This window comes from Arthrobacter sp. 2RAF6 (assembly GCF_052115205.1).
Classification (GTDB): Bacteria; Actinomycetota; Actinomycetes; order Actinomycetales; family Micrococcaceae; genus Arthrobacter.
The window spans coordinates 49,218-70,692 of sequence record NZ_JBFRGF010000025.1 but is presented as its reverse complement, the minus strand read 5'-3'; the positions used below and the strand labels follow the sequence as shown (position 1 = coordinate 70,692).

Sequence of the window (21,475 nt, the reverse complement as noted above, 5' to 3'; positions counted from 1 at the left end):
AACCGGTCTTGCATCTGGTTCCCTAACCGCAGTTCTACTCAGTTCAAGCCCAGCCAGGGATGTGCACGGTCGCCGGCCATGGGCGGCCTGCGTCATTGGAGAAGTACACCAACCAAGCTGGGCAAATTCACTTGTCCCGATGGTGACGTATCTGCGGTTGGTGACCGTGTTGATTGTTTGCAGCCTCAGAGTCGGCGCACCAAGGGAACTAGTGGAGGTCAGGCGCATTTGTAGGAGGCTTCGTTCTGCAAAGTCATAAGATTGCACTGACAATCTGCGCCGATTGCCGACTTCTTATATGAGGAGCGGGGAATACTAGTGGGGGAAAATGCCGACGATCTTCGACAACTCTGAGACCAACACTCTCGGAGGCAGCCTCCTCAAAACATTTCCGGAGCATAAGCGCATAGACGTAGCCACAGGCTATTTCGACTTGCGAGGGTGGGGGACGTTCTCGGAGCTGGTGGATGCGAAACAGCAAGCAGACGGAGTGTCGGGTGATCCGGCTGCGCGGATCCTTGTTGGGATGGTGGCACCCTCGGCCGCGGATTCCATGTTGCAAGATCTTCAGGAACAGGTTCAGCCGCCGGACCCGCATGCAGGGATTGCCGATTTTGAGTCCGCCCGAATGCGGCAGGCCCAGCTGGTAAGCCACCTGCGAGAACAGCTCATGAGGGGTCTTTCCACTAAAGAAGGCCAGACTTCGCTTCGTGCGCTGAAGCGGCAGCTCCGTTCCGGTTTGGTCGAAATCAAGGTATTCACACGGCGCCCCCTGCACGGCAAGGCCTACATTCTGCACAACCCCGGCCACTATGCCCTTCCCGTCATGGGTTACCTCGGGTCGTCCAACCTGACGGCGGCGGGACTCTACAGGAATCTCGAACTCAACGTCGATGTCCTAGAACAGGACGCTGCACGCAAGCTGGACGATTGGTTTACCACCCATTGGGATGACACGTTCTCGCTGCCGATCACCGAACAGATCATTGAGCTGATTGAGGAATCCTGGGCAGCAGAACAGCAGCCCACGCCTTTCGAGGTTTTCCTGAAGGTCTGCCATTCTATGTCGCAGGATGTCCGAGACGGTTACGGCTACGTACTGCCCCCATCGATGCATCAGTTGCTCCTTGATTATCAAGAGAGCGCCGTCCGAATCCTGGCGCGGCGGATAGTCCGCAGGGGCGGCACAATGCTTGGCGACGTGGTCGGCCTGGGTAAGACCCTCACTGCAGTGGCCACGGCCATGCTGCTGCAGGCCGCGGAGGATTACTCCACGCTTGTCCTATGCCCGAAGAACCTTGAGGAGATGTGGCAGAAGCACCTTGACGCCTATGACATCCCAGGCCGCGTCGTTCCCTACTCGATGGCCGCCAAGGTCCTTCCGGAACTGAAACGTTTCCAGCTGGTGATCTGCGACGAGTCCCACAACCTACGCACCAATACGCGAAAAGACTACGAGGCCATCAGAGAGTATGTGCGTGGAAACGACTCGAAGGTCCTGTTGTTGACCGCTACGCCGTACAACCTTGCCTTTGAGGACGTCGCTAACCAGATCGGGTTGTACCTGGACGAAGACGACGACCTGGGCATTGAACCAATGGCAGCTTTGGCATTGAACCCGGCACTTGCGGAGAAAGTGGACGGGAAGACCAACACGTTGGCGGCCTTCCGATTCTCTGAGGAATCGGAGGATTGGAAGCGTCTTATGAGCGATCATCTGGTTCGCCGCACCCGTTCGTTCATCAAGAGGACAGCCAAGAAGAAGCCGGTCGTGCTGGCGGACGGGCGCACGGTTGAGCGCGAATACCTGCAGTTCTCCGACGGGACGCCGTTCTTCTTTCCGGTTCGGGTGTCACGGCCTGTCAGCCATGACTTTGGTGCCGACGACCCGGCGAGGCTCATGGAGGACGACGAAACGTTGGACGCCATCAAGTCTCTGCTGCTTCCGAGGTATGTTCTGGCTTCCTACGACTCTCCGAAACGCCGACACACCGAGGATGACAAGAAAATCCTCGAGGACATCAGGACCGGCCGGGGAAACGTCGCAGGCTTTGTGCGGACAGGCCTGTTCAAACGGCTGTCGTCTTCCGGGTACTCCTTCATCCAGTCACTGCAGCGTCAGCGGGCCCGAAATGACCTGTATCTGTATGCCATAGAGAACCGTCTCCCGGTACCGTTGGGCAATTTCGCCGACAAGCAGTTCGGAGCAGTGACCGACGAGGACATTGAGGAGACTGAAGGAACTCACGGTACATCGGCCTCACGCTACGAATACCTCCAAAGGCATCTCCCAGCATCAACGAAGTGGCTCAACACCACCATCTTCACCGATGCCTTGAGGGCAGATCTGGAGCGCGATAACAACACGCTCACCTGGCTACTAAGCAGGTACGGAACCTGGGACCCGTCCAAGGACTCGAAAATCAACGCTCTCGTCGACCTGCTGACCAAAAACCATCCTGGAGACAAGGTTCTGGTTTTCACTGAGTACAAGGACACAGCCGAATACATAGCCAAGGCCTTACAAGAATCCGGCATTCAAAACGTCGGTCTGGCAACCGGTAACACCGACAATCTCGGTGCGGTCGCCCGACGGTTCTCCCCAACATCCAATAAACTCCCTGGCGCCGAAGTGAATAACGAGCCAGTCTCAGACCCAATCAACGTGCTGATCGCTACCGATGTTCTTTCCGAGGGCCAAAACCTCCAGGACTCCCACATCGTCGTTAACTACGACCTGCCTTGGGCCATCATTCGGCTCATCCAGCGCGCCGGCCGCGTAGACCGTATCGGCCAGAAATCCCTCACCGTATACGTCTACCTGATCTCCCACGAAAAGGTCGAGCAACAAATCAGCCTGCGTCAGCGCATTAAGCAAAGACTTGAATCATCAGCACAAGCCTTCGGCTCAGACGAGCAATTCTTCGGCACTGACAGCGAAATCAGCATCCTCGACAACTTCTATGGCGGAACACTTGAAGACGACGCCGTCGTGGACGAGGAAGCCGACGTCGTTAGCGAGGCCTGGCTGGTCTGGTCCCACGCCTTGGAAAAACATCCCGACATCGCGAAGCGGGTACTGGCAATGCCCGACATGGTCCAGTCAACCCGGAACCGGTTCATCAACGAATCCCGCAGCTGCGTTGTTTGCTACGTCAACACCACCTCCGGTGTCGACGCTTTCGCGGTGTCCACTGGCGGGGAAGACGGCCTGCGGGAACGCGAAAGACTCATCACCCCCTACGAGGCGTTTAAGCTCTTCCATGCCGAGCCAGAAACCCCTACCGCCCAGCTCAGGGAAGACCACTTCGAAAGGCTGCAGCACCTGGTGCACGGCCCCTTATCCAGTGACAGTGTCGCCACCGGCAACCTAAAGGGCGTCCGCAAGCGGATCTGGGAACGGTTCACAGGTACCCTCTTTATGCGCGGCGGGGAAGACGCCCTCAACGCGTTGCACGAACGCCCCCTGCAGAAAGCAGCTGAAGTGAAACTCCGGGCCGCCCTGCGTATCCGGGTCTCGGATGAGGACCTGGTCGCCATCCTCAACCAGCTGCAGGAAGACGACAAGCTCGTAATCAAATCCATAGACAAGGACCCCGTACGGGTCGTCTGCTCACTGGGAGTCCAAGACTAATGGCCGCCACCCTGCTCAACCTCGTTGAAAAGCATGACTACCAGACGCTCTTCCTGGAGCACCTGCGTTGGTCCAGACCAGACCAGCCGCCGCTCGCGGTACAGCTAAATGGCAACGAGACCTACCATGTAGCCAACATATCCAGCTATAAAGGGCTTCGGGTCTGGGTCTGTCCCCAGTTACCCAACTCATCCGACCAGGCAGCCGTCGACCGTGCCATCGCTAAGACATCAACCGACCGTCTGGTCATTTTCCATGACGACACGAAGCAGATCTGGCGCTGGCCGGTCCGCACTATCAAGGCCGGCAGCGTCAACACGAGACTCACCTCGCACGTGCACGTCAAAGGCCGGGAGAACCCCAAGCTGGCGAAACGTCTTGAAGCCATCACACTGGGCATTGCGGAGAGCCTGAGCGCAACTGATGTCATCGAACGCGTCAAGAGAGCCTTCGACGTTGAAACAGAGAAGGAAACCAAACGGGCTTCCAAGCTCATGGTTTCCATGTTCGACGCTCTTACAGCAGCAGGCACTCCCGAACATGAGATCTCTGTAACGCTGGCTCGCACTCTGTTCCTCATGTTCGGGGACGACACGGACATGTGGGCCAAGGACTTGTTTCAAAACTTCATCATCAATCACACCCGGCCGGATGGTGCGGATCTGGCAGATCGCCTCAACGAGCTCTTCATCTACTTAGACACGAAACCGGAAACCAGGGAGGCTGCGCCGCCTCATCTCAATGGGGTTCGGTACGTCAATGGCGGCCTCTTCCGGGAGCGGATCACGCTGCCCCCGGTTGGACGGGAACTGCGCACCGCAATCCTTGACGCATGTTCATCCGACTGGGCAGATATCTCTCCAGCAATATTCGGCTCGATGTTCCAATCCGTGCGCGACGCGAAGACACGGCGTGAATTCGGTGAACACTACACGTCGGAAAAGGACATCCTTAGGACCCTCAACCCCTTGTTCCTCGATGAGCTTCGGGAGGAATACGCCAAGGCCGTCGATCATCGAGAAGAAACCGCCCTTTTGACTAGGCTGCGAGAACGGCTCGCGCGCATCCACTTCCTGGACCCGGCCTGCGGCTGCGGGAACTTCATCATCATCGCCTACCGCGAATTGCGCTTGCTCGAAATTGCGATCCTGGAACGGCTCAAACTCAAGGAATCCCAACGAAGCAGCAAGGTAGATGCCAGCCAGCTCGAAATTGCAGTTGGAACAGCTGACGACAGGCAAGGACGCGGGAAGACAACCTTTCTAGACCCTAAGGTTGTCCTGGACAACTTCTTTGGTATCGAAATCGACGAATGGCCAGCCAGGATTGCTGAGACAGCCATGTTCCTCATGGACCGGCAATGCGATCTCCAAATGATCGAACGCCTGGGATATGCGCCTGAAAGGTTGCCGATTCGGCAGCAGGCGACGATCGTTACGGCAACTGAAGACAATCTAGGCCGGGGGAACAGCCTTCGGTTCGAATGGTCCGACCTCTTTCAACCGGATGACGACACAATCGTCGCAGGCAACCCGCCCTACGCAGGCCAGTCACTACGGACAGACGAGCAGACGGCGGACCTGCAGCTCGCCTGGGGTAACGACTATGACGGGTATCTGGACTACGTCACCGGCTGGCATGCCAAAGCCCTCGCCTTCCTGTCTTCGACAAAAGGAGCAAGGTTCGCTTATGTCACTACCAACTCCATTGCCCAGGGGCAACCAGTTCCGGCCCTCTTCGAACCGATTTTCAGGGACGGCTGGAGGATCCGTTTCGCCCACCGTACCTTCCCATGGGAGTCGGAGGCTTCGGGCAAAGCCGCTGTCCATTGTGTGATCGTTGGCTTTGACAAGGGCGGCCCTCAGCCGCAGTTATGGGATTACAGCGGAGGTAAAGGGGCAGTTCAACACAATGAAGTTCCATTCATCAATGCCTACCTCGTCGACGGACCAAACGTCCTGGTCCGGAAGCGATCCAAACCGCTCACCCCTTCGTTGCCTGAGGTGAACTATGGATCCAAGCCAGTGGATGGAGGATTTCTGGTGGTAAAGAAGCCGGAATACCCAAGCGTGATGGCGGACCCCATAGCGATGAAATATCTACGTTCGTTCATCGGAGCCGATGAACTCATCAATGGAAGTGATCGATGGTGCTTATGGCTTGTTGATGCACCAGGGTCGGACATTCAGGCTTCTCCCATCCTCCGGGAACGAGTCGAGGGCGTCCGGCAGATGCGTCTCGCGAGTACCAAAGCGGCAACCCGCATACAGGCAGCTACACCGCACCTCTTCACCGAGATCCGGCAGCCGAAACGTCACTATCTATGCGTCCCATCTGTCGTCAGCGAGAACCGAATGTACCTAACGACGGCCCGCATGGAGCCAGAAGTGATCACGAGTAACCTGGCATTCACCGCGCCGGACGACGACGGCTTCCTGTTCGCGCTAATTTCGTCATCGCTGTTCATGGTCTGGCAACGCATGGTCGGAGGAAGACTCAAGTCCGATTATCGTTTTTCAAATACCATCGTGTGGAACAACTTTCCCCTTGGAAATACGCACCCGGAAGCACGCAAGGTAATCATTGAGGCGGGCTCAAGGGTTCTCGCTGCACGGACCAACCATCCAGGGGCTTCACTTGAAAGCCTCTACGATCCAAACTCGATGCCTAAGGACTTGCTAACTGCTCACCTCGCCCTGGACAAGGAAGTTGATTCCTTCTTTGGCATACCCCCCGGGGCCTTGGAACTGGATCGCCAGAGACTACTACTCGAGCGTTACGCCAAGTACGCAAAGCGGTGATCAACCATCGCCCGTGCAAGAAGGAGACGGCGCGCTAGTTTGTCCGAAGTAGCGTGCCTCTAGGACACTTCCCCGCCGCGGGAACTGTTGTGGCCCCTGGTCACGCCAAATCCAATACGAATGACAAAACTGAAACATGACCCTTGGTCTGGCTGCGCCGCAACCATGCCACGGGGACATCCGTTGGTAGAGTCACCAGAATGAGCCCGACTCCTAGCGTGCCGCCTACGGAATTCCCGCTTCCCTACCATCCACCAACTGCAAGTCCAGCAGCGGGGACGGTCTATCGTTTGACCGCGGGAAAGCTCACCCTTGGCGCTTCGCCTTCGGGCAGCGACTGGATTCTTCCCATCAGTAAGACCGGGGGCGCCTGTGCCATGGCAGGAGCAAACCAAAAGCGCGAGTGCTACGGACATTCTGTATTCACGGAGATGCAGGACCTTTTGAACGCACAAAAAAGTACCCCGTGGGCGCGAAAAAAGTCGATATCGTCAGTTGAGCTGACGTGTGGATGGGTTGATTCCACTCCTAACTCTATGGGAGATTCGCATCATGACTGGTGGCCGGACCCGCTGAATCATGTTCCGGCAGCAACTTGTGTAGCGGAAAAACCATGACGCTCGTACCTGCGACAGATACGGCGCTCGGCTCGCTTGCCATCTCCGAGGTCTTCTTTGAACATGATGGGCCCCGTCTGTTCGTTGCCCAGAGCGGAGCGGGCAACCTCTTCCTGGCTAACTGCGTGGATGAAGACGAGGACGAAAACACCGAAACCTATCTCTATGTTTCGGTGTCCCGTGCTCGGATGAATCTAGTCCGAAGCGGACACATCCCGTTAAGGGACGTCTACACCCACGCAGAAGATGGGTTCGTATATCAAGTAATCGCTGATTACGGCATCGAAAGTCCTAAAAATAGGCTAGAGACCATCCTTGCCGATCAAATACAAGATGACTGGCTTCCTCTTCCCGATGCGAGGTTGGACATTGACACTGAAACCCTTCCCTCATTCGACCCGGACAAATTTAGAGTCGACTCTGAGGGGGAGTTTAGAACTCGCATAGCATTAGAGATTTTTCCTCCCAACACGCGTCGAACCGAGTATTCCCTCCGCTCGTTGTCTCGACTGGCAGGTTCATTTCAAGAGACGCTTGACTCGCTGGCACAAGAGGAGCGTGGCCGGCCGACGGCTCGCGGGCTGATACCTGAAGAAATCCTCCAGGAGTCTGAACTCGTCTTCACGGGAGCCCTAGCCGCGTCCTTTGTCTTGGTTCTGGCCCCCAGATCAAACCCAACGCTGGTAGGGCACGACCTAGTAAACAAGTCAACGGAGCGACTGCTAGAGCTACTACATGCAGCAGACTCTCAACATCAGTTGACGGAGCTCCTAAGTAGGTATGGCATACGGGCTCGAAGTAAGTTCCGCAATCTACTCACGGTACTTTCAGACGACGAAACCGGGGCGGGCGTGTTTCTTGCAACCCATTTAGGGGAGCTAAGTGCTGTAAAAATTCACCTCACGTCAGTCCGGCATGCTCTATCTATCATTGATGATCGAAGCCCTGATAGCGAGAAGTTGGAACTAGCTAGGGTTACGTTGGTCGGTGTAAATCTCCGGACTGGCATTTTCGAACTCTTCGACAACGTTGCTGGGCAACGGTATTCAGGGCAGATGGCACCCGAGGCCAAAGCCGAGATGTCAGGACTTCCAACTGGAGACGATCACTTTTACGCTGCGGTTCTCTTGAAGACCATGGAATACTCAACCATGACCACCGACGTGTCTAGCAGCTATCGCCTGTTGCACATTCGTCGCGTCAACGAGCTTCTCTGACGAAGCCAACCGGCCCACCCAGCAACACCCGCCTCGACCCTTCCCGGGACAATCATGGTGGACGATCAGGACCGTGAACCACGAGCTACCAACCCAGGTGCCCCGCAATCTATGGGATTCGAGACACGTAGGTTTCGAGACACCGAGTCGATTTGGGGAAGGATGTGGCTGCCACGATTGGCTCCGGCTCGAATGACCACATCCCCGCCCTGATTAGGGGCGGGCCTGGCACGCAGGCATCGAACATGCTGGACAGGTCCCAAAAAGGTCGCCATGCCAACGCCTCATCCTTCCGGTAGCGTGGCGTCGGACGTACGCAGTTCCACGCCTACTCCGTTGACCTGCGTACCGCTCTACTCGAGCACGGATGGAACGAAATGATCATCCGTCCCCTGTTGACCAGCATCGATCCCGGGGCCCATGCCTCTTCTGATACCAGCCGCTAAGACCAACTCGTGAGGCATTCCAGCGAAGGAGCTCGCATGACCATGCTACTGGGGCTGGGCCGAATTCTTTGAGCCTGTGGAAGGGAAGAGGTCCCGGGGGCCGCGATACAACAAGCGGATCCCGTGAGAGTCAGGCATACGTTGCGCGCGAAGAATTCCGAGTCGCTCGGGGTTTATCTGGACACTGGCTTCGCCGAGGAGGTCAAAGCCAGGCGTCCAGATTTGGACAGTGTTTGCGTCGCGGACGGTGACCCGGAGCCATGTATTTTGGGCAGGCGCATCTCCATGCCACCTAGCATCTTCAATATCTTCATTGCTGCGCGCCCATTGGCGGAGGCGTGGGTGGCGGACGTGTGACGCAAACTCCTCCCACGCTGACCGAGATTCACGGCTCGGCCACGTTTCGTTCCATGCGTATCTGGGGTCGAGGTCATCTATCCATTGGCGCATGTCTGCTGCCGAGTTGAAGTCGGCACCAGTGCTGACGACTGCGTTCACGGCGGCAAGTCGATGGTCGAATCCGGAGCGGATGAGGACCGATGCCGACCGGTTGAAAGTTCCGGTCTCGATTGCGGTCACGGCTGCACCATTCAGCGTCTCGGCGAGGGCATTGCCTTGGGCTGCCTCGAAGACCCGGGCGGCCTCCATGCCCCAGACCAATTTATAGACCAGCCCGGATTCGATGAATCGCGCGATCGCGACGCGATCCCCGCGGAGGTCAGCAAGACTCAGGCCTTGGACCCACAGACGAAGCACGCCGCTCCAGTCGTCAACCAAGTCTTCAGGGGCGAATGTGTCTAGGCTGAAAACGGCATTCGCGATGGCGACGAGTCGATCGGACGCAGCGACGTGATCGTCATTGACGAGGTCGACTTCGACTTGGTCCAGCAGTTCGATCACGTGCCCTGAGATCGCGGATAGACTCGCGCCGGCGTCTGCTCCCAGGCCAGCGAGATACCAGCCGCGACGTTGAGAAGGCGTGGATGTGCGCCATAGATGTCGGACCCTACCCGTCACCAATTCACGAACGGCCGTGGCGGCACCGCTTTCTCCGCGGCGTAGCTGGCGCTCCCATAGCGAGTCAACGAGAGCGTCAGAAAGTACCTGCGTGGCAGCGTCCGAGTCGGCGTCGTAAGCGCCGTCCCCAATGACGCTGAGAATTCCGATATCAAGCAATGAGAGGTTGGATCTCCACGTGTCCGCGGCTGTCACCTGGTCGGCAATCGACTCTTGCTGCAGGACTGGAAGGCTCCAGTCTGGCCCACCTGTCAGGTAGTCCAGGAAGGGCTCGATGGGTCCGCCCCCGCGCGATGCGTACATGCGCCTGAGCAGCGCAAGGCCGACCTGGATGAGTCCCGAGTCAAGCGCCTTACCTCCCTCACCTTCCGTTAACTGCAGCCAGTCCCGCCGTAACTGCTCGCGCTGGTACCCTCGCGGCTCGAAAATCGGGTAAAGCACCAGCCCCTCGGTATCGACGAACGCGCGCCCGGCACGACCGATGACGTTGGAGAAATCAGAGCCCTTCAGCAGTTCACGGCCACGTTTGAGACCATGGAACAGCACTGCCGAAGCCGACAGGTTGAGCCCTTGGGCAAGGGTCGGCGAGGCAATAGTGACCTTCAACTTGCCATCGTGGAGAAGCTTCTCCACCTCCCTGCGGAACGGTCCCGGAAGGGCTCCGTGGTGGATGGCGACGCCGAGCTCGAGGCACTTCAAAATCGGGTGACCGGCACCGAACCACTCGGCTCCCACAACGAGCGCCCCGCTCAGATCGACGCGATCAGGCAAGACAGTGGCGATGAGGCCTTGCCTATGTAAACCGATGATTTCGCGCGCATACGGCTCAACCGAGTTGCGCTGCGGACAAAAGACGAGAACGGTCTGGCCCTCCTCGACCAAGCGCCACGCTGTAGCGATCACCAACTCTCGCTGGTCCGCGGGGAACTGCCTTCTGCGCCTTCCCGCCGGCCGGATTGCCTCGAGGTAGCGGGGGATAAATGGCTGGTCAGACCCGAGGGTAATTGCCAGTCGCGCGTGGTCACCTCTCCACTCAACGAGGCCGAACCGCTGCAGGGTCGGACGCCAAGTCTCCTGATGCAGACCCTGGGGATCGTCGTCGGTGATCCAAGCAACGAAGTCCTCCAAATCTCTACCGGAAGGGAAAACGGCCGACAGGCAGACGATTCGACGGGTTGAAGCGTCGGGACGGCGTAAGAGCCTCTGAATTTGGGCCTCATAACGCACCTCGCGCTCTGACGCGCCGATCATGTGCCCCTCGTCGAGAACAACCAGCCCGACGTCATCCAATACAGAAGGATCGGACCGAAGCGCGAAGTCAAGCTTTTCCGGGGTGGCGACGACGATCTCGCTCGAGCGCAACGCGTCGTCGTCTACGTCACTGATCCCCGCGCTACCGTACAGGGACGACACTCGTACTCCGAGAGGGCTGAACGTTTTTGTCAGGACCTGCTCGGTTTGGGCAGAGAGAGCCCGAAGCGGGGTGACGTAGACGGTACGCCGCCTCTGTGCCAAGCACGCCAGTATGGCTAGTTCGGCAATGCGAGTCTTACCAGCGCTGGTTGGAAGGGCGACGACTAGGTCGCGCGCGTCGGCAAAAACTCGGTCCACGACATGGAGCTGCGACGGCCACAAGTCGATCTCGGACCGCCCTCGTGCAAGGAGATTTTCGATGAAAGTGCGGCGCAGGTAACGCCAACGGGAGACTTCATCCTCGCCGCCGATTGGCGGGTCGACCGGAACGTTTGAGTTGATGCTGGTATCGAACAAGTCACCGAGCATCCGACGGGTGAGCCGGTAGACCCACCAAGGTCCGGGAGCGCTCACGTCCATTGAGGCACGCTCCCCTAGGACCACATAATCCATCGCACTGGCTAGAAGTTCGCGGTCACCGACCTCAATTGCAAAGAGACCTGAGGACACGGACGAGAGGTAGTTCTCGCTGAGCAGCAGGGCGATGGGTCCGAGCGCATCATCCTCATGGGGGTCGTCACCCGAGAGGGAAGTGAGCAGGGAGTCGTCCGAGACTTCTGCAGAAGAGCGCAGTAGTCGTGTTCGTTCCTCGATAGCATCGAGATTGCGCATTATCAGGTCAGCTAAGGTGAGCTCCATTGGCGTCATCTGGCCGGATTCTCGGCTCCCTTCCATCAGAGAGAAGGCACGGGCGGCGTAACCACCGAGATGGCTGGCCGCACCCGCGATGAGTCGATGAAACATCTTGTCGGGAGCATCCGCGGCGTTGCGAGTGGCCGCTTCTAAGGCGTATGAGCTCTGAATGAACGCTAGCCGGGCGACCTCGACTTGGCTGGTCGTTTCGTCGTTGCCGTCTGCTTCTAACTGCTCAAGTAGGTCCAGTCCGTCGGCGAGTAGCGCGTAGCCATAGTTGAGGAGGTCGGCGTCGAGAAAGGGGCTGAACTCCGGCGAGCCGTGCGGAAGCAGGCCGTCCCGGCGAATCATCGACTGGGCCTGCCCACGGGCCAGTAGGCGACTACGGAAGCCCGCGTCTGTGGCGGCGTCGAGGTCATTCACTAGGGCTTGTGCGTCACGGGACATTGGCGACTACCTCGTCATAGGAGTCGTTGATGAACTTCTGGTGATGCTGGACTCGCAGCGTGACGGTCAGCTGGGGGATCGTGCCAGCGTACGCCTGGAGATCCGCGCTGACGTGGGTGCTTGGGTCGCTACCCGTCAGCAGAAACATCAAATGACTTACGTGATCCGACCTCACCCCCTTGGTCAACTGCACGTGGAGCACGGCCTCGCCAACCTTGCTATCAGATGTCTTTAGAAGGCGGTAAGCAAACTGGGACAGCGAATGTGGAGACGGCATTTCGTCGTTACGGGAGAGCCCCTCTCTGGCTTCCCTGACTGTTGCCCCACCGATGGTGACGCGACTCTTGGCTTCGCCTTTGACTAAATGCAACTCTGATCCGCCACCAATCCTGGCGGCGAGCACGTCGTCACCCCTCATCGCCCACTCTTGGTGGTCACGGTCGATGAGCCGACTAGGTCCGGCGACATAACCAAGCTCATCAGCGAGATACGCCGTCGCTAGGATCTCACCCATATCGCCGGATCGAGCGCTTCTCTTTGTTGGCAACCGGTCGCGGAGAAAAGCCGCCAACCCAGGCTTTCCATACCGCTCAGCAATCAACGCAAGAGCCGTCGTGTCGGCGTAGGCATCGGGAAGCCTGGCAGCTAGGAGTTCAACTCCTGCGGCGTCGTCGTGAGAGTCGATGTTTCCGACAACTTTGGCAACTGCTTGGCCGGCGATCGAGGTCAGCGCGCTGCTCGAGCACCAGCTATCAAACATGGTCACGACGCTTATCCCCCCAAAACCGCGCAGGCTCGAAGCCCGCACTCAAGAACCTCTTCATTGATACATGACCCGTCTCAGGTACAACCTATAGGTCTCCATCCTCTTCCAAAACCGCCAGCTGGGTCTCATTCCTGAGGCGTGTCAGCGAGGTAGCTCGCATGCCGATTACTGGAGGAAGCGCGTAAGCCGGTCGATCATCGCGCTGCCGGTCTCCTGATCGAGGCGTGGCACGGTCTTCATCATCCTGAGGCTTGAATTAGCGCGCCCGTTAAGCTTGCTCCCGAGCTCACCTTTATCTGCCACTATCTGCGACATAGTAGGCGTCTCGGAACCCTTGGGGTGCGAGGCAACCAACGAGACAGAAAGGTCGCTCAGCAATCTCGCGGCCGCTGCTGTTCCGCAACCATGTATTGCAAGTCATTCACAGATTTCAAGTGGGCAAAGTCCCTTACGAGACTGTCATTTTCAGTACTCGGCTGCACTGGTTGAGTGGTTTTTCCGGGGTTGTGCAGGCGAGTGTTGAGCGGCGAGTTGTCCGTTCTCGTCTGCACAGAACGTCCATTTGCTCAGTACACGCCTGCGCGATTCGACTGCGGGCGTTCTACTGGGGGTCTGGTTGAAGGTATTGGTAGACGGTTTGGCGGCTGATCCCGAATTCTCGGGCGAGTGTGGCTTTCGCCTCGCCGGCGGAGGCACGTCGTACCAGGTCGGCCGCCTGCCCGGCGTTCAGCACCTTGCCCCTGCCTTTGTAGACGCCGGCCTTTTTGGCCAGTGTGATCCCTTCGCGTTGTCTTTCCCGGATGAGGGCCCGTTCGAACTCGGCGAACGCCCCCATCACGGAAAGCAGGAACGTCGCCATCGCGGTGTCGTCTCCAGTGAAGGTCAGATTCTCCTTCACGAACCGGACCTGTACCTTCTTGTCGGTGAGTCGTCGGACGATGGCGCGCAGGTCCTCGAGGTTCCGGGCCAGGCGGTCCATTGAGTGCACCAGGACGGTGTCGCCGTCGCGGGCGAAATCGATCAATGCTTCCAGCTGCGGGCGGTTTTGGTCTTTCCCGGACGCCTGGTCGGTGAAAACCCGGTCGAGCTGCTCGCTGTCGAGTTGCCGGATCGTGTTCTGGTCCAGCGTGCTGACCCTGATGTAACCGAAAGTTTGACCAGTCACTGTTCCCCGCTCAATAGTGTCAGGGCAACTCTAAGAGCCTGCTGTCTAAGTGTCAAGAATGGTCGCTATAGACCTCAAGTTGACACGTGTTCATTGGGATCGTGTTACATCTTGCTTACGTCTGTTTGGGGTATAGCCCAACCGGACGACTGCACTCTTCGGTGCGGGGGCCGTGCCGGTCCGACTGACACGGAACCGGAAACCCAGAAGGGGCCCAGGTTCTAAAGCGGCTCGGGTCCGGGGGGGGCTTGTGCTGTCTTGTCTTGCCCGGCTCCAGCTGTTCGTGGGCGAGAGGTTCGGCGTTCCTTGGCCGGCGTCTCGCGGGCCTGGGCTAGTTCGGCGCGGAGCTGGTCGATTTGGCGGCGGCAGGTGTCGTGGACGCGTTGCTCTCCGTGGGCACATTCGAGCTCCACATTTGTTCTGGCGGCCTCGCGCTCGGGCAGTCAGCGTTGCCAGTTTGCCTTGCAGGACGACGGACGCCTCACGGGTCTGCTCGAGGTCAGCCTGTGCACTCGCAAGCCGACCTTGCGTCATCTCGTTCCTGCTGTGCCTGCCTTAGCTGCACGCGTGTGGACTCAATGCCGGCCCGCAGCTCCGCGGTTTCGGCCTGAGCCTGCTCCCGCTCGGTCGCGGCCTCAGCTTTGGCCTGGGAGAGCTCCGAGGCAAGCTGCTCGGTCCCCTGGCATGTCGTGTATTGTGCTTGGCCCGGCAGGGCTTCCTATTGGGCGGGCCCCATCGCGGCGACGCAGGGAGCCCACTCCTCCGCTCCGCGAAGCGTCCCCACCCCCCCGGTGGAGCCGGTGGACCCCCCAACCCGTTACGGGTGGGACCAGAAGGTGATGCCTTTGCGCGAAACGGTAGATCGAGCCCGGGCAGCTCTTTGGCTCTCCAATAGTCTTTACCGTCTCCCGTCATGCCATAACGCACGCCATAACCCCTATTGGAGCCATAGTTGCTGTTCCGCCATGTCTACTAACTGAGATTCCAACGTATCGCTCAACATAAACACCAATATTTGATTCAAGTTGAGTTCTAATTTGGACTACCACAAAACTTCAAATATGAACAAGTGCGTTGTCTCCCGCATTCAATAACGCGAGCTTCCCAATAGGTACTCAAACCACCACTACAATGGCAATAACCACCGTCTATCCTGCACACATACAAACAGATGCAACAGCCAGTCCTCACATGGTGCTCTCTATGCGTGTCACTGCCATGGATCATGGAATAGAGAACATAGGGTGGAACGCAGAGCATCACACCAGCAGGGGAGTCATATCGATGGCACGATCATTGCAAGCACCAGCCAGCCCACAAACGAACCGAGCCCGCGCGATCGACCGCGTCGTCTCCTTTGCGAACGGTAAAGGCGGCGTAGGCAAGACAACGACCACCGCTAACGTCGGCGGATACGCGGCCCTTGCTGGCTTACGCGTACTAATCGTCGATCTCGACCCGCAGGGTGACCTCGCCAGGGATCTTGGCTACGAAAGGCAAACGGGCCGCGAGCTGTTTCACGCTCTCATCGCCGGCACCACTCCATTGATACTCCGCGACGTCAGGGAGAATCTCGACGTCATCCCTGGCGGCCAAGATCTTGAGGACATCCAGGGGCTCATGGTTTCCAGATCGAGCCGGTCCGATGCAAGCGACTTCGGAGACATGCTCTATACGGTGCTTGCTCCGATTGCGGATGACTACGACCTGATCCTGATTGACACGCCGCCGGGGGAGAGGATCCTCGTCGAGGGCGCCTTTGCAATCTCCAGTGCTGTGGTCATCCCGACCAAATCCGACGATGCGAGCATCGACGGGGTTGAACGTATCGCCCGGCGATTCATGGCTGTGAGAGATCGAAACCCTTCACTTCAACTTGCCGGCATCGTGTTGTTCGGTGTCGGCCCACGGTCCCTGCGTCTCGAGCGTAGCGTGCGAGAGACACTCGCAGAGATGCTCGGAACCGTCGCACCCGTCTTCGAGACCAGAATCCGTAATCTCGAAAGCGCCAGCGCCGATGCCAGAAAGAAAGGGCTGCTCTTCCAGGAGCTTGAGGGGGCCGTAACCGACGCACAGAAAAGTCGACTCAGAGCGCTCAGGGCGGGGGAGAAACCAGCAGATGGATTCTTCTCGCGCAACGCGGGAGGGCTGGCGGAGGAGTTCGAGCAGCTTACGGGCGAAATTCTTTCCCGCCTGAACACCATGGAAAGTGAGAACCTCGTATGAGTGGGAACCGACCGAGTCTGGCTGACGCCTTCGCGCCCGTTACCCAACGTGGAGCAAAGCTGGAGGGCATGCTTGCGCCAAAGCGCAGGAACACTGACGGACAATCGGGTGACATGGCCGCGACGGCTCCCGCAGAACCTGCTCTACTCGTCGTCTTACCGGAACCAACCACCGAGGTTGAACCCAGTGATGCCCCGGCACTTCCCGTCCCATCTGAGACCGACGATGGCAGCAAAGCGCGGGAGAAAGCAATAGCCACGAGGACAGTCACGTCGAGCCCGACCAAATCTGGGCAGACCGCCAAGAAACCCGCGAACTCAAGTGAGAAGGCTTCCGAGAGTGTTCCCGGTGCACCGCGCAATGTGGGCGTGTATTTGGCGCCGGAACTGTTGGCCGATGTGAAAGAGGCAGTCCACCTGCAGCGAATTACGTACGCGGATCTTCTGCTGGATGCCTTCGACGCATTGCATGAGGACGTCATAGCCCGTGAGTTCAGGCCCGAGACCGTCCTGTCGTCCTCGGGAATGCCGCGCCGCGCTGTACGTCGCCGTGGCTCAGCTGGGATTCAGATCCAGGTGCGTCTCGACGACGAGCAGATCGCATGGCTTGATGAAAAGGTCGTTGACTTCAACGCGCCTTCACGCAGCGCCCTGGTATCGACGGCCTACAAGCTGCACCTTGCAAAAGAATGAGCCTCTAAGCAGCGGAGGCGGGAAAGTAACCGTCGGACGTTCCACCGCAGTATTCATATCTATGGCATGACATCCCACCGTACTTATGGTGCTAGTTATGGCATGAAAACGGAAGCTCGAGAAGCTGGCACCTACGTTCCGAACCGCTGCCCACCCGCAACGGGCCGATAAACCACCGGGCCTATGCTGAGCACTCCGGGGTAGGGGAGCAGGTCTGCCTCATCCAGCCCTGGTGAACGCCATGTCCGCGAGGGCCCATTCGTCCGGTGGGCCTTCGTAGTCCTCCCATGGATAGTCCTCGCCGGGGGAGAGCAACTCGGCGGCTGTGTCGACGTTCTTCGACAGCCATTCGCGCCACAAGATCCGCTCGATGCGGTACCTTTGCAGCTGCTCCGCTACGGCTTCCATGACTCCGAAACGCTCGGCAAGTTCCTTCAGTGAGGTCGCTGGTACCACCGACCAGGCGCGTCTGCCATCGCGTGCCGCCATATTCCAGGCTGCGAGGACTTCGAGGCTCTCGCTGACAGCGCTGCGAGATAGTCCCGTTTGTCGTACCAGTTCCGCAGTTGTGAGCCCGGGGGAGCGCTCGAGTGCCTCGTAGACGAAGGCGGCCGGCAAGCCGAGTTCCCGAAAAACCGGTCGGAGGGCATGGATTTTGCCCTTCCGCCAGGACAAATCTTCCGCTGCCGCACGTATGTCCTCGGGAATAGTCAGCATGTAGAGGTCTCCCTTGGTGCCCCGCCCAGCCTCAACGAGAGTCACCAACGGATCCACCTCAGACCGAAGAGCTCTGAGGTGCGAGCCCACTGTCGTGTGATCCAGTCCCGCCGCCACAGCGATCGATCTGTCCCCGAACTCAATAAAGCGGGACGCTGTCATGTGTGCCGCCTCTCCCAGTGCCCTCAGAACCATGCGTCGTGCCAGTCCGGTCCTGGAATCGGCGTACTTATGTTCCCTTAGAGCCAGTGCGCTCCTCCAGGTTCGAATGAAACGGTGCTCGACTTGCGGGTCGGACGAGATTAGGTTTCCTACCAGCCCCAGGCGCTGTGTATTTGGCTGGCTTGTGGGGGATATACGTGCGTTGTCATTCAGCCCCTTTGAACTTGGTTTTTTCTGCAAGTAGCCAACGGCGTTGGTCCAGTCGCGTTTCATGGCTGGAAGCCGGTGACGCGCGGGATACCGCGCGTAGAAAGATGCCAGGCCGGGCCAGACTCCTTGCAGGATCCTTCGCTCGACGTCCGTCAGCTCCATTCCGGCGGCCGCGGCGGCTGTGACAATTGCCTGGCGTGCCTCCGAGTCTGATGCATACCGGTTAGCGTCATAGAGACCTGACATGGCCATCTGCTGCATGGTCCGCGACATCCGGCCTGTCAGGTGCAGCCCCTTGGGGGCATCCCCTGGCGCCGGCGTAAAAGGCTGCTCCAGCCGAAGGGTGCGGACGCCGGCAATTTCCCTTGCCAGGTCCGCGTTCATCGCTGCCCACACTCCGGCATCATTCGGTCTGCGAGCAACGTCGTAAGCCATACTGAGGCTCATGGCGAGCTCTTGATAGCCACCACGCTTGTGAGGGGAACCTGGCGTACGCATACAGCCGTGCAAAAGGTTCTGGTGAGGGGATTTGTCCAGGCTACGGTGACGTGTGCCCAAAGCCTCAACAAGGTCACGCGCTTCCGAGAAGGTCACGCGCTTCGCCAGCGGGATGTAGACGTGCCTGCCACCGTTGGGGGAGTAGTCCTCAATCCATCGGGCCCCGCAGTTGTGCAGCCAGTTCTGAACGGCTCTCACATCGGCTTCGACCCAGTCAATACCGGCCACGGATGAGTCGAAGTCCAGGAAGATTGCAGAACAGGTGCCGTCCTTGCCGAAGATACGGACGGCAGCAGGAAGTGTGGGGAGGATCTCAGTCAGAGCGCGCTCATGCTTAAGAGGGTAGGTTTTTCCGCCGTCACGGGAGAGCCGGATACGGGGCTGGCCTGCGAGAAGAGGCGTCAGGGCAGCCCACGCCTGAGCAGCGCTATCAGTGGGGGATGGCTCGCGAGACACGCCAGCGTGCTTTGCTGCTGGCAGCACGAGAGCGTGCTGTTGTACGATGATTTTGTTCCTGTCCAAGGAATGGCTAAGGGCCGATCCTGCAAGATCGGTTTTGTAACACAAATGAAGGCCTGTCGAGGTCTTCCATACGATTTACGATCTGTACGCCGGCAAGCTCCGGATCGTGAATCTTCAGCTTCGAAGGCCCGCTACGTGCGGGCCTTCTTTGTTTCTATGAGGCCATGCGGATCGGCAGTTCATCTTGGTGCGTGAACTGATCCAGCAAAGCCAAATCTTCGCGCAGCGACCGGTCGACGGCAGAGGAAACGTAATCGGTGACAGTCATGCCTTTTGCGGCGGCGATCATTTGAACGTCCTCCGCGGTCTTGGCCGGTGTGCGGAAGCCAATGTATTTGCGGAGGCCCTTGCTAGGCCGACCGCCTCCACGATTGATTACTGCGCTCATTGTCAGGTCCTTTGAATCTCGCACAACTAATAGTTGTGACTGCTTCATCGTTGGTGCCACGTGCAGTCGATCGATGTGAGGTTTCTGTTTACAGCTATCGACTGCATCGAAACTAGCACTGCTCGCTAGGGCTTCATGGGATTTGTTTACAGAAAACGGCTCAGCGTGTCGCCCCCTAAAATGGGTCCGGTTCGGGAATTCTGTCCGGCTGAGCGGTCGCCCACGATGTTGGTCTTCATGCCGATTCCTCCCGCAGATGACTCTGCCGGATGGTCGGGGCGCTGTACTTCCGCAGCGCAAACCACGCGCACGCGAGGCCGGCCACGACGGACAGGGCAGACAAAGCGCTGATGCTCTGGCCGGCTTCGTACAGGCCCGGCACGATCCAGCCAACGAGAAGGACGATGGCACGCAGGATAGCCAACGAGAAGCCCGCCAGGACCAGTCCGGAGGACCAGCGTTGGAGAGGATGACCGGCCTTACGCACCTGGTGGGACAACGGACCGATGAGCCAGCTGCAGAGGAACGCGATGTAGAGGACCGTCACCGCGTTATAGCCGAAGACCACGGGATCCCCCATGTAGGCTCCCAGCCCGGGGGAGGGCTTATCCGTGGTGGTCAGAGCAAAGAGGACCATGTCCAGCCCGTACACGAGCACCAATATCAGCCGGCCAGGGATGCCTGCCGTCAGCTGCAAGGCCCTTGTAGCTTTGAGCGGCTTGGCAACCTGTGCGATGAGGATATTGACCGCGAGGAAGAGTCCGAGCTTCGCGAACAGGTCGGTGAAATTGGTTCGGACGAACAGGCTGTCGATCACCGCATAGACGGGTGGAAGCATGATGGCGAACGAGGCACAAAAAGCGACGCCACACAGGAAGATCGCTTGGTTCCGGCTGCGGCTCAGCCCGGGTATCCGGGTGAGGCTGAGCCCCGCTGCCAGTGCAAGTACTACCCAGAAAAGTATTTCCATTAGCCCAATGTCTCCCAAAAACTCTGCAAAGTAGCTTCGGCGTCGACTTTCTTCTTCGTCTTGCGTCGCAGCTGCTTCAGTTTCGCCTCGGCGGCGTCGATCAATGCCAGGTCATTCATTTGGCCAAGACAGTTCTCTCGGCAGTAAAGGGGCCAGCCTGCTTCCTCTGGCGTGATGAGGCCGATGGCCACGAGCCCGCTGACCGGGGAGGTACCGGCCAGTTTCGCTGCGGCCACTGCAATCTCGGGAGGTAGGCGGTTATCCGTCAGGAGGGCCGAGAGATTACTGAGCTGGAGGCCGGCTCGGGTCGCAAGCTGACGCCGGAGATCGCCCGGGTCCACTGCGTCTATCCATTCGCGCACAGCGTCATCGTGCGGGACGTCGCTCATCTCAAAGCCTGCGAGCCGCCGGGCGATATCTGCACTGGACCGCTTGAGAAGCTCCACCGTGACATCTACGTAGGTCATCTGGCTAAGCAGCTCCGCATCCGTCGGCGGCTGGATACCGGATACGATCCCGCGGTACTGCTCGAACTCAGCCAACGCGGTCACGGGGCTCATCTTGGCTGCCCTGGCTATTCCAACCACCACGGTTTCACTCACACGCCCGCGAAGCCTTTGTTTGTTCAGCGTTGCCCTGTTCAGGCCAAGAAGCTTGCTCAGGTCGGAGGTCCCGTTGGGCAGGTGATGGGCCAGCAGCCAGTCATTGAATTCCTGTGCACTAAGGGCCATCGATCTGCTTCCGGGGCGTGTTGGGGTTTGAGGTGGTGGAGCTCACCACAGGCGAGCGTGGGACAAAAGCATAATTGCCTGATGTAATGATATCTTGAGTCAAGAAATTATTGCTCTTTGACAAGCTTGTCACGAACAACATG

Annotated in this window: 12 protein-coding genes; 5 read left to right on the top strand and 7 right to left on the bottom strand. The window is 58.6% G+C overall.

What is annotated here, in order from left to right; translation table 11 throughout:
- Positions 1-328 precede the first annotated feature (328 nt).
- The 3 genes from AB4Z38_RS17110 to AB4Z38_RS17100 all read left to right on the top strand — a co-directional run bounded on the left by AB4Z38_RS17110 (position 329) and on the right by AB4Z38_RS17100 (position 8,269).
- On the top strand, positions 329-3,634 hold the full coding sequence (locus AB4Z38_RS17110) for a helicase-related protein (RefSeq protein ID WP_441430814.1): 3,306 nt from the start codon (positions 329-331) through the stop codon (positions 3,632-3,634).
- A complete protein-coding gene (locus tag AB4Z38_RS17105) occupies positions 3,634-6,435 on the top strand; it encodes a class I SAM-dependent DNA methyltransferase (protein WP_441430813.1) in 2,802 nt (933 codons plus the stop codon). Before AB4Z38_RS17110 ends, AB4Z38_RS17105 begins: the two co-directional genes overlap by 1 nt.
- Before the next feature lie 613 nt (positions 6,436-7,048).
- Complete coding sequence (locus AB4Z38_RS17100; RefSeq protein WP_441430812.1) at positions 7,049-8,269, top strand: DUF6575 domain-containing protein; 1,221 nt, start codon at positions 7,049-7,051, stop codon at positions 8,267-8,269.
- A 491-nt stretch (positions 8,270-8,760) separates the two neighbouring features.
- On the opposite strand, the gene AB4Z38_RS17095 is transcribed toward AB4Z38_RS17100, so the two are convergent.
- The 3 genes from AB4Z38_RS17095 to AB4Z38_RS17085 all read right to left on the bottom strand — a co-directional run bounded on the left by AB4Z38_RS17095 (position 8,761) and on the right by AB4Z38_RS17085 (position 14,216).
- On the bottom strand, positions 8,761-12,285 hold the full coding sequence (locus AB4Z38_RS17095; protein ID WP_441430811.1) for a DEAD/DEAH box helicase: 3,525 nt from the start codon (positions 12,283-12,285) through the stop codon (positions 8,761-8,763).
- Entirely contained in the window at positions 12,275-13,051 is a 777-nt protein-coding gene (locus AB4Z38_RS17090) for a hypothetical protein (protein ID WP_441430810.1), read from the bottom strand. The genes AB4Z38_RS17095 and AB4Z38_RS17090 overlap by 11 nt, the downstream gene beginning before the upstream one ends.
- 601 nt (positions 13,052-13,652) lie before the next feature.
- Entirely contained in the window at positions 13,653-14,216 is a 564-nt protein-coding gene (locus AB4Z38_RS17085) for a recombinase family protein (protein WP_441430809.1), read from the bottom strand.
- Positions 14,217-15,419: 1,203 nt separating this feature from the next.
- Here AB4Z38_RS17085 and AB4Z38_RS17080 point away from each other — a divergent pair.
- Positions 15,420-16,442: a ParA family protein gene (locus AB4Z38_RS17080; RefSeq protein ID WP_441430808.1), complete on the top strand. Its 1,023-nt coding sequence runs from the start codon at positions 15,420-15,422 to the stop codon at positions 16,440-16,442.
- Positions 16,443-16,510: 68 nt separating this feature from the next.
- Positions 16,511-17,134, top strand: a complete 624-nt coding sequence (locus tag AB4Z38_RS17075) for a hypothetical protein (RefSeq protein ID WP_441430807.1) — start codon at positions 16,511-16,513, stop codon at positions 17,132-17,134.
- 219 nt (positions 17,135-17,353) lie between these two features.
- On the opposite strand, the gene AB4Z38_RS17070 is transcribed toward AB4Z38_RS17075, so the two are convergent.
- The 4 genes from AB4Z38_RS17070 to AB4Z38_RS17055 all read right to left on the bottom strand — a co-directional run bounded on the left by AB4Z38_RS17070 (position 17,354) and on the right by AB4Z38_RS17055 (position 21,332).
- Complete coding sequence (locus AB4Z38_RS17070; RefSeq protein WP_441430806.1) at positions 17,354-19,177, bottom strand: MarR family transcriptional regulator; 1,824 nt, start codon at positions 19,175-19,177, stop codon at positions 17,354-17,356.
- Positions 19,178-19,397: 220 nt separating this feature from the next.
- Entirely contained in the window at positions 19,398-19,631 is a 234-nt protein-coding gene (locus AB4Z38_RS17065; protein ID WP_441430805.1) for a hypothetical protein, read from the bottom strand.
- Between the two features lie 235 nt (positions 19,632-19,866).
- Complete coding sequence (locus AB4Z38_RS17060; RefSeq protein WP_441430804.1) at positions 19,867-20,601, bottom strand: hypothetical protein; 735 nt, start codon at positions 20,599-20,601, stop codon at positions 19,867-19,869.
- Positions 20,601-21,332 (bottom strand): hypothetical protein, encoded by a 732-nt coding sequence (locus tag AB4Z38_RS17055; RefSeq protein WP_441430803.1) that lies wholly within the window; start codon positions 21,330-21,332, stop codon positions 20,601-20,603. The genes AB4Z38_RS17060 and AB4Z38_RS17055 overlap by 1 nt, the downstream gene beginning before the upstream one ends.
- Positions 21,333-21,475 lie beyond the last annotated feature (143 nt).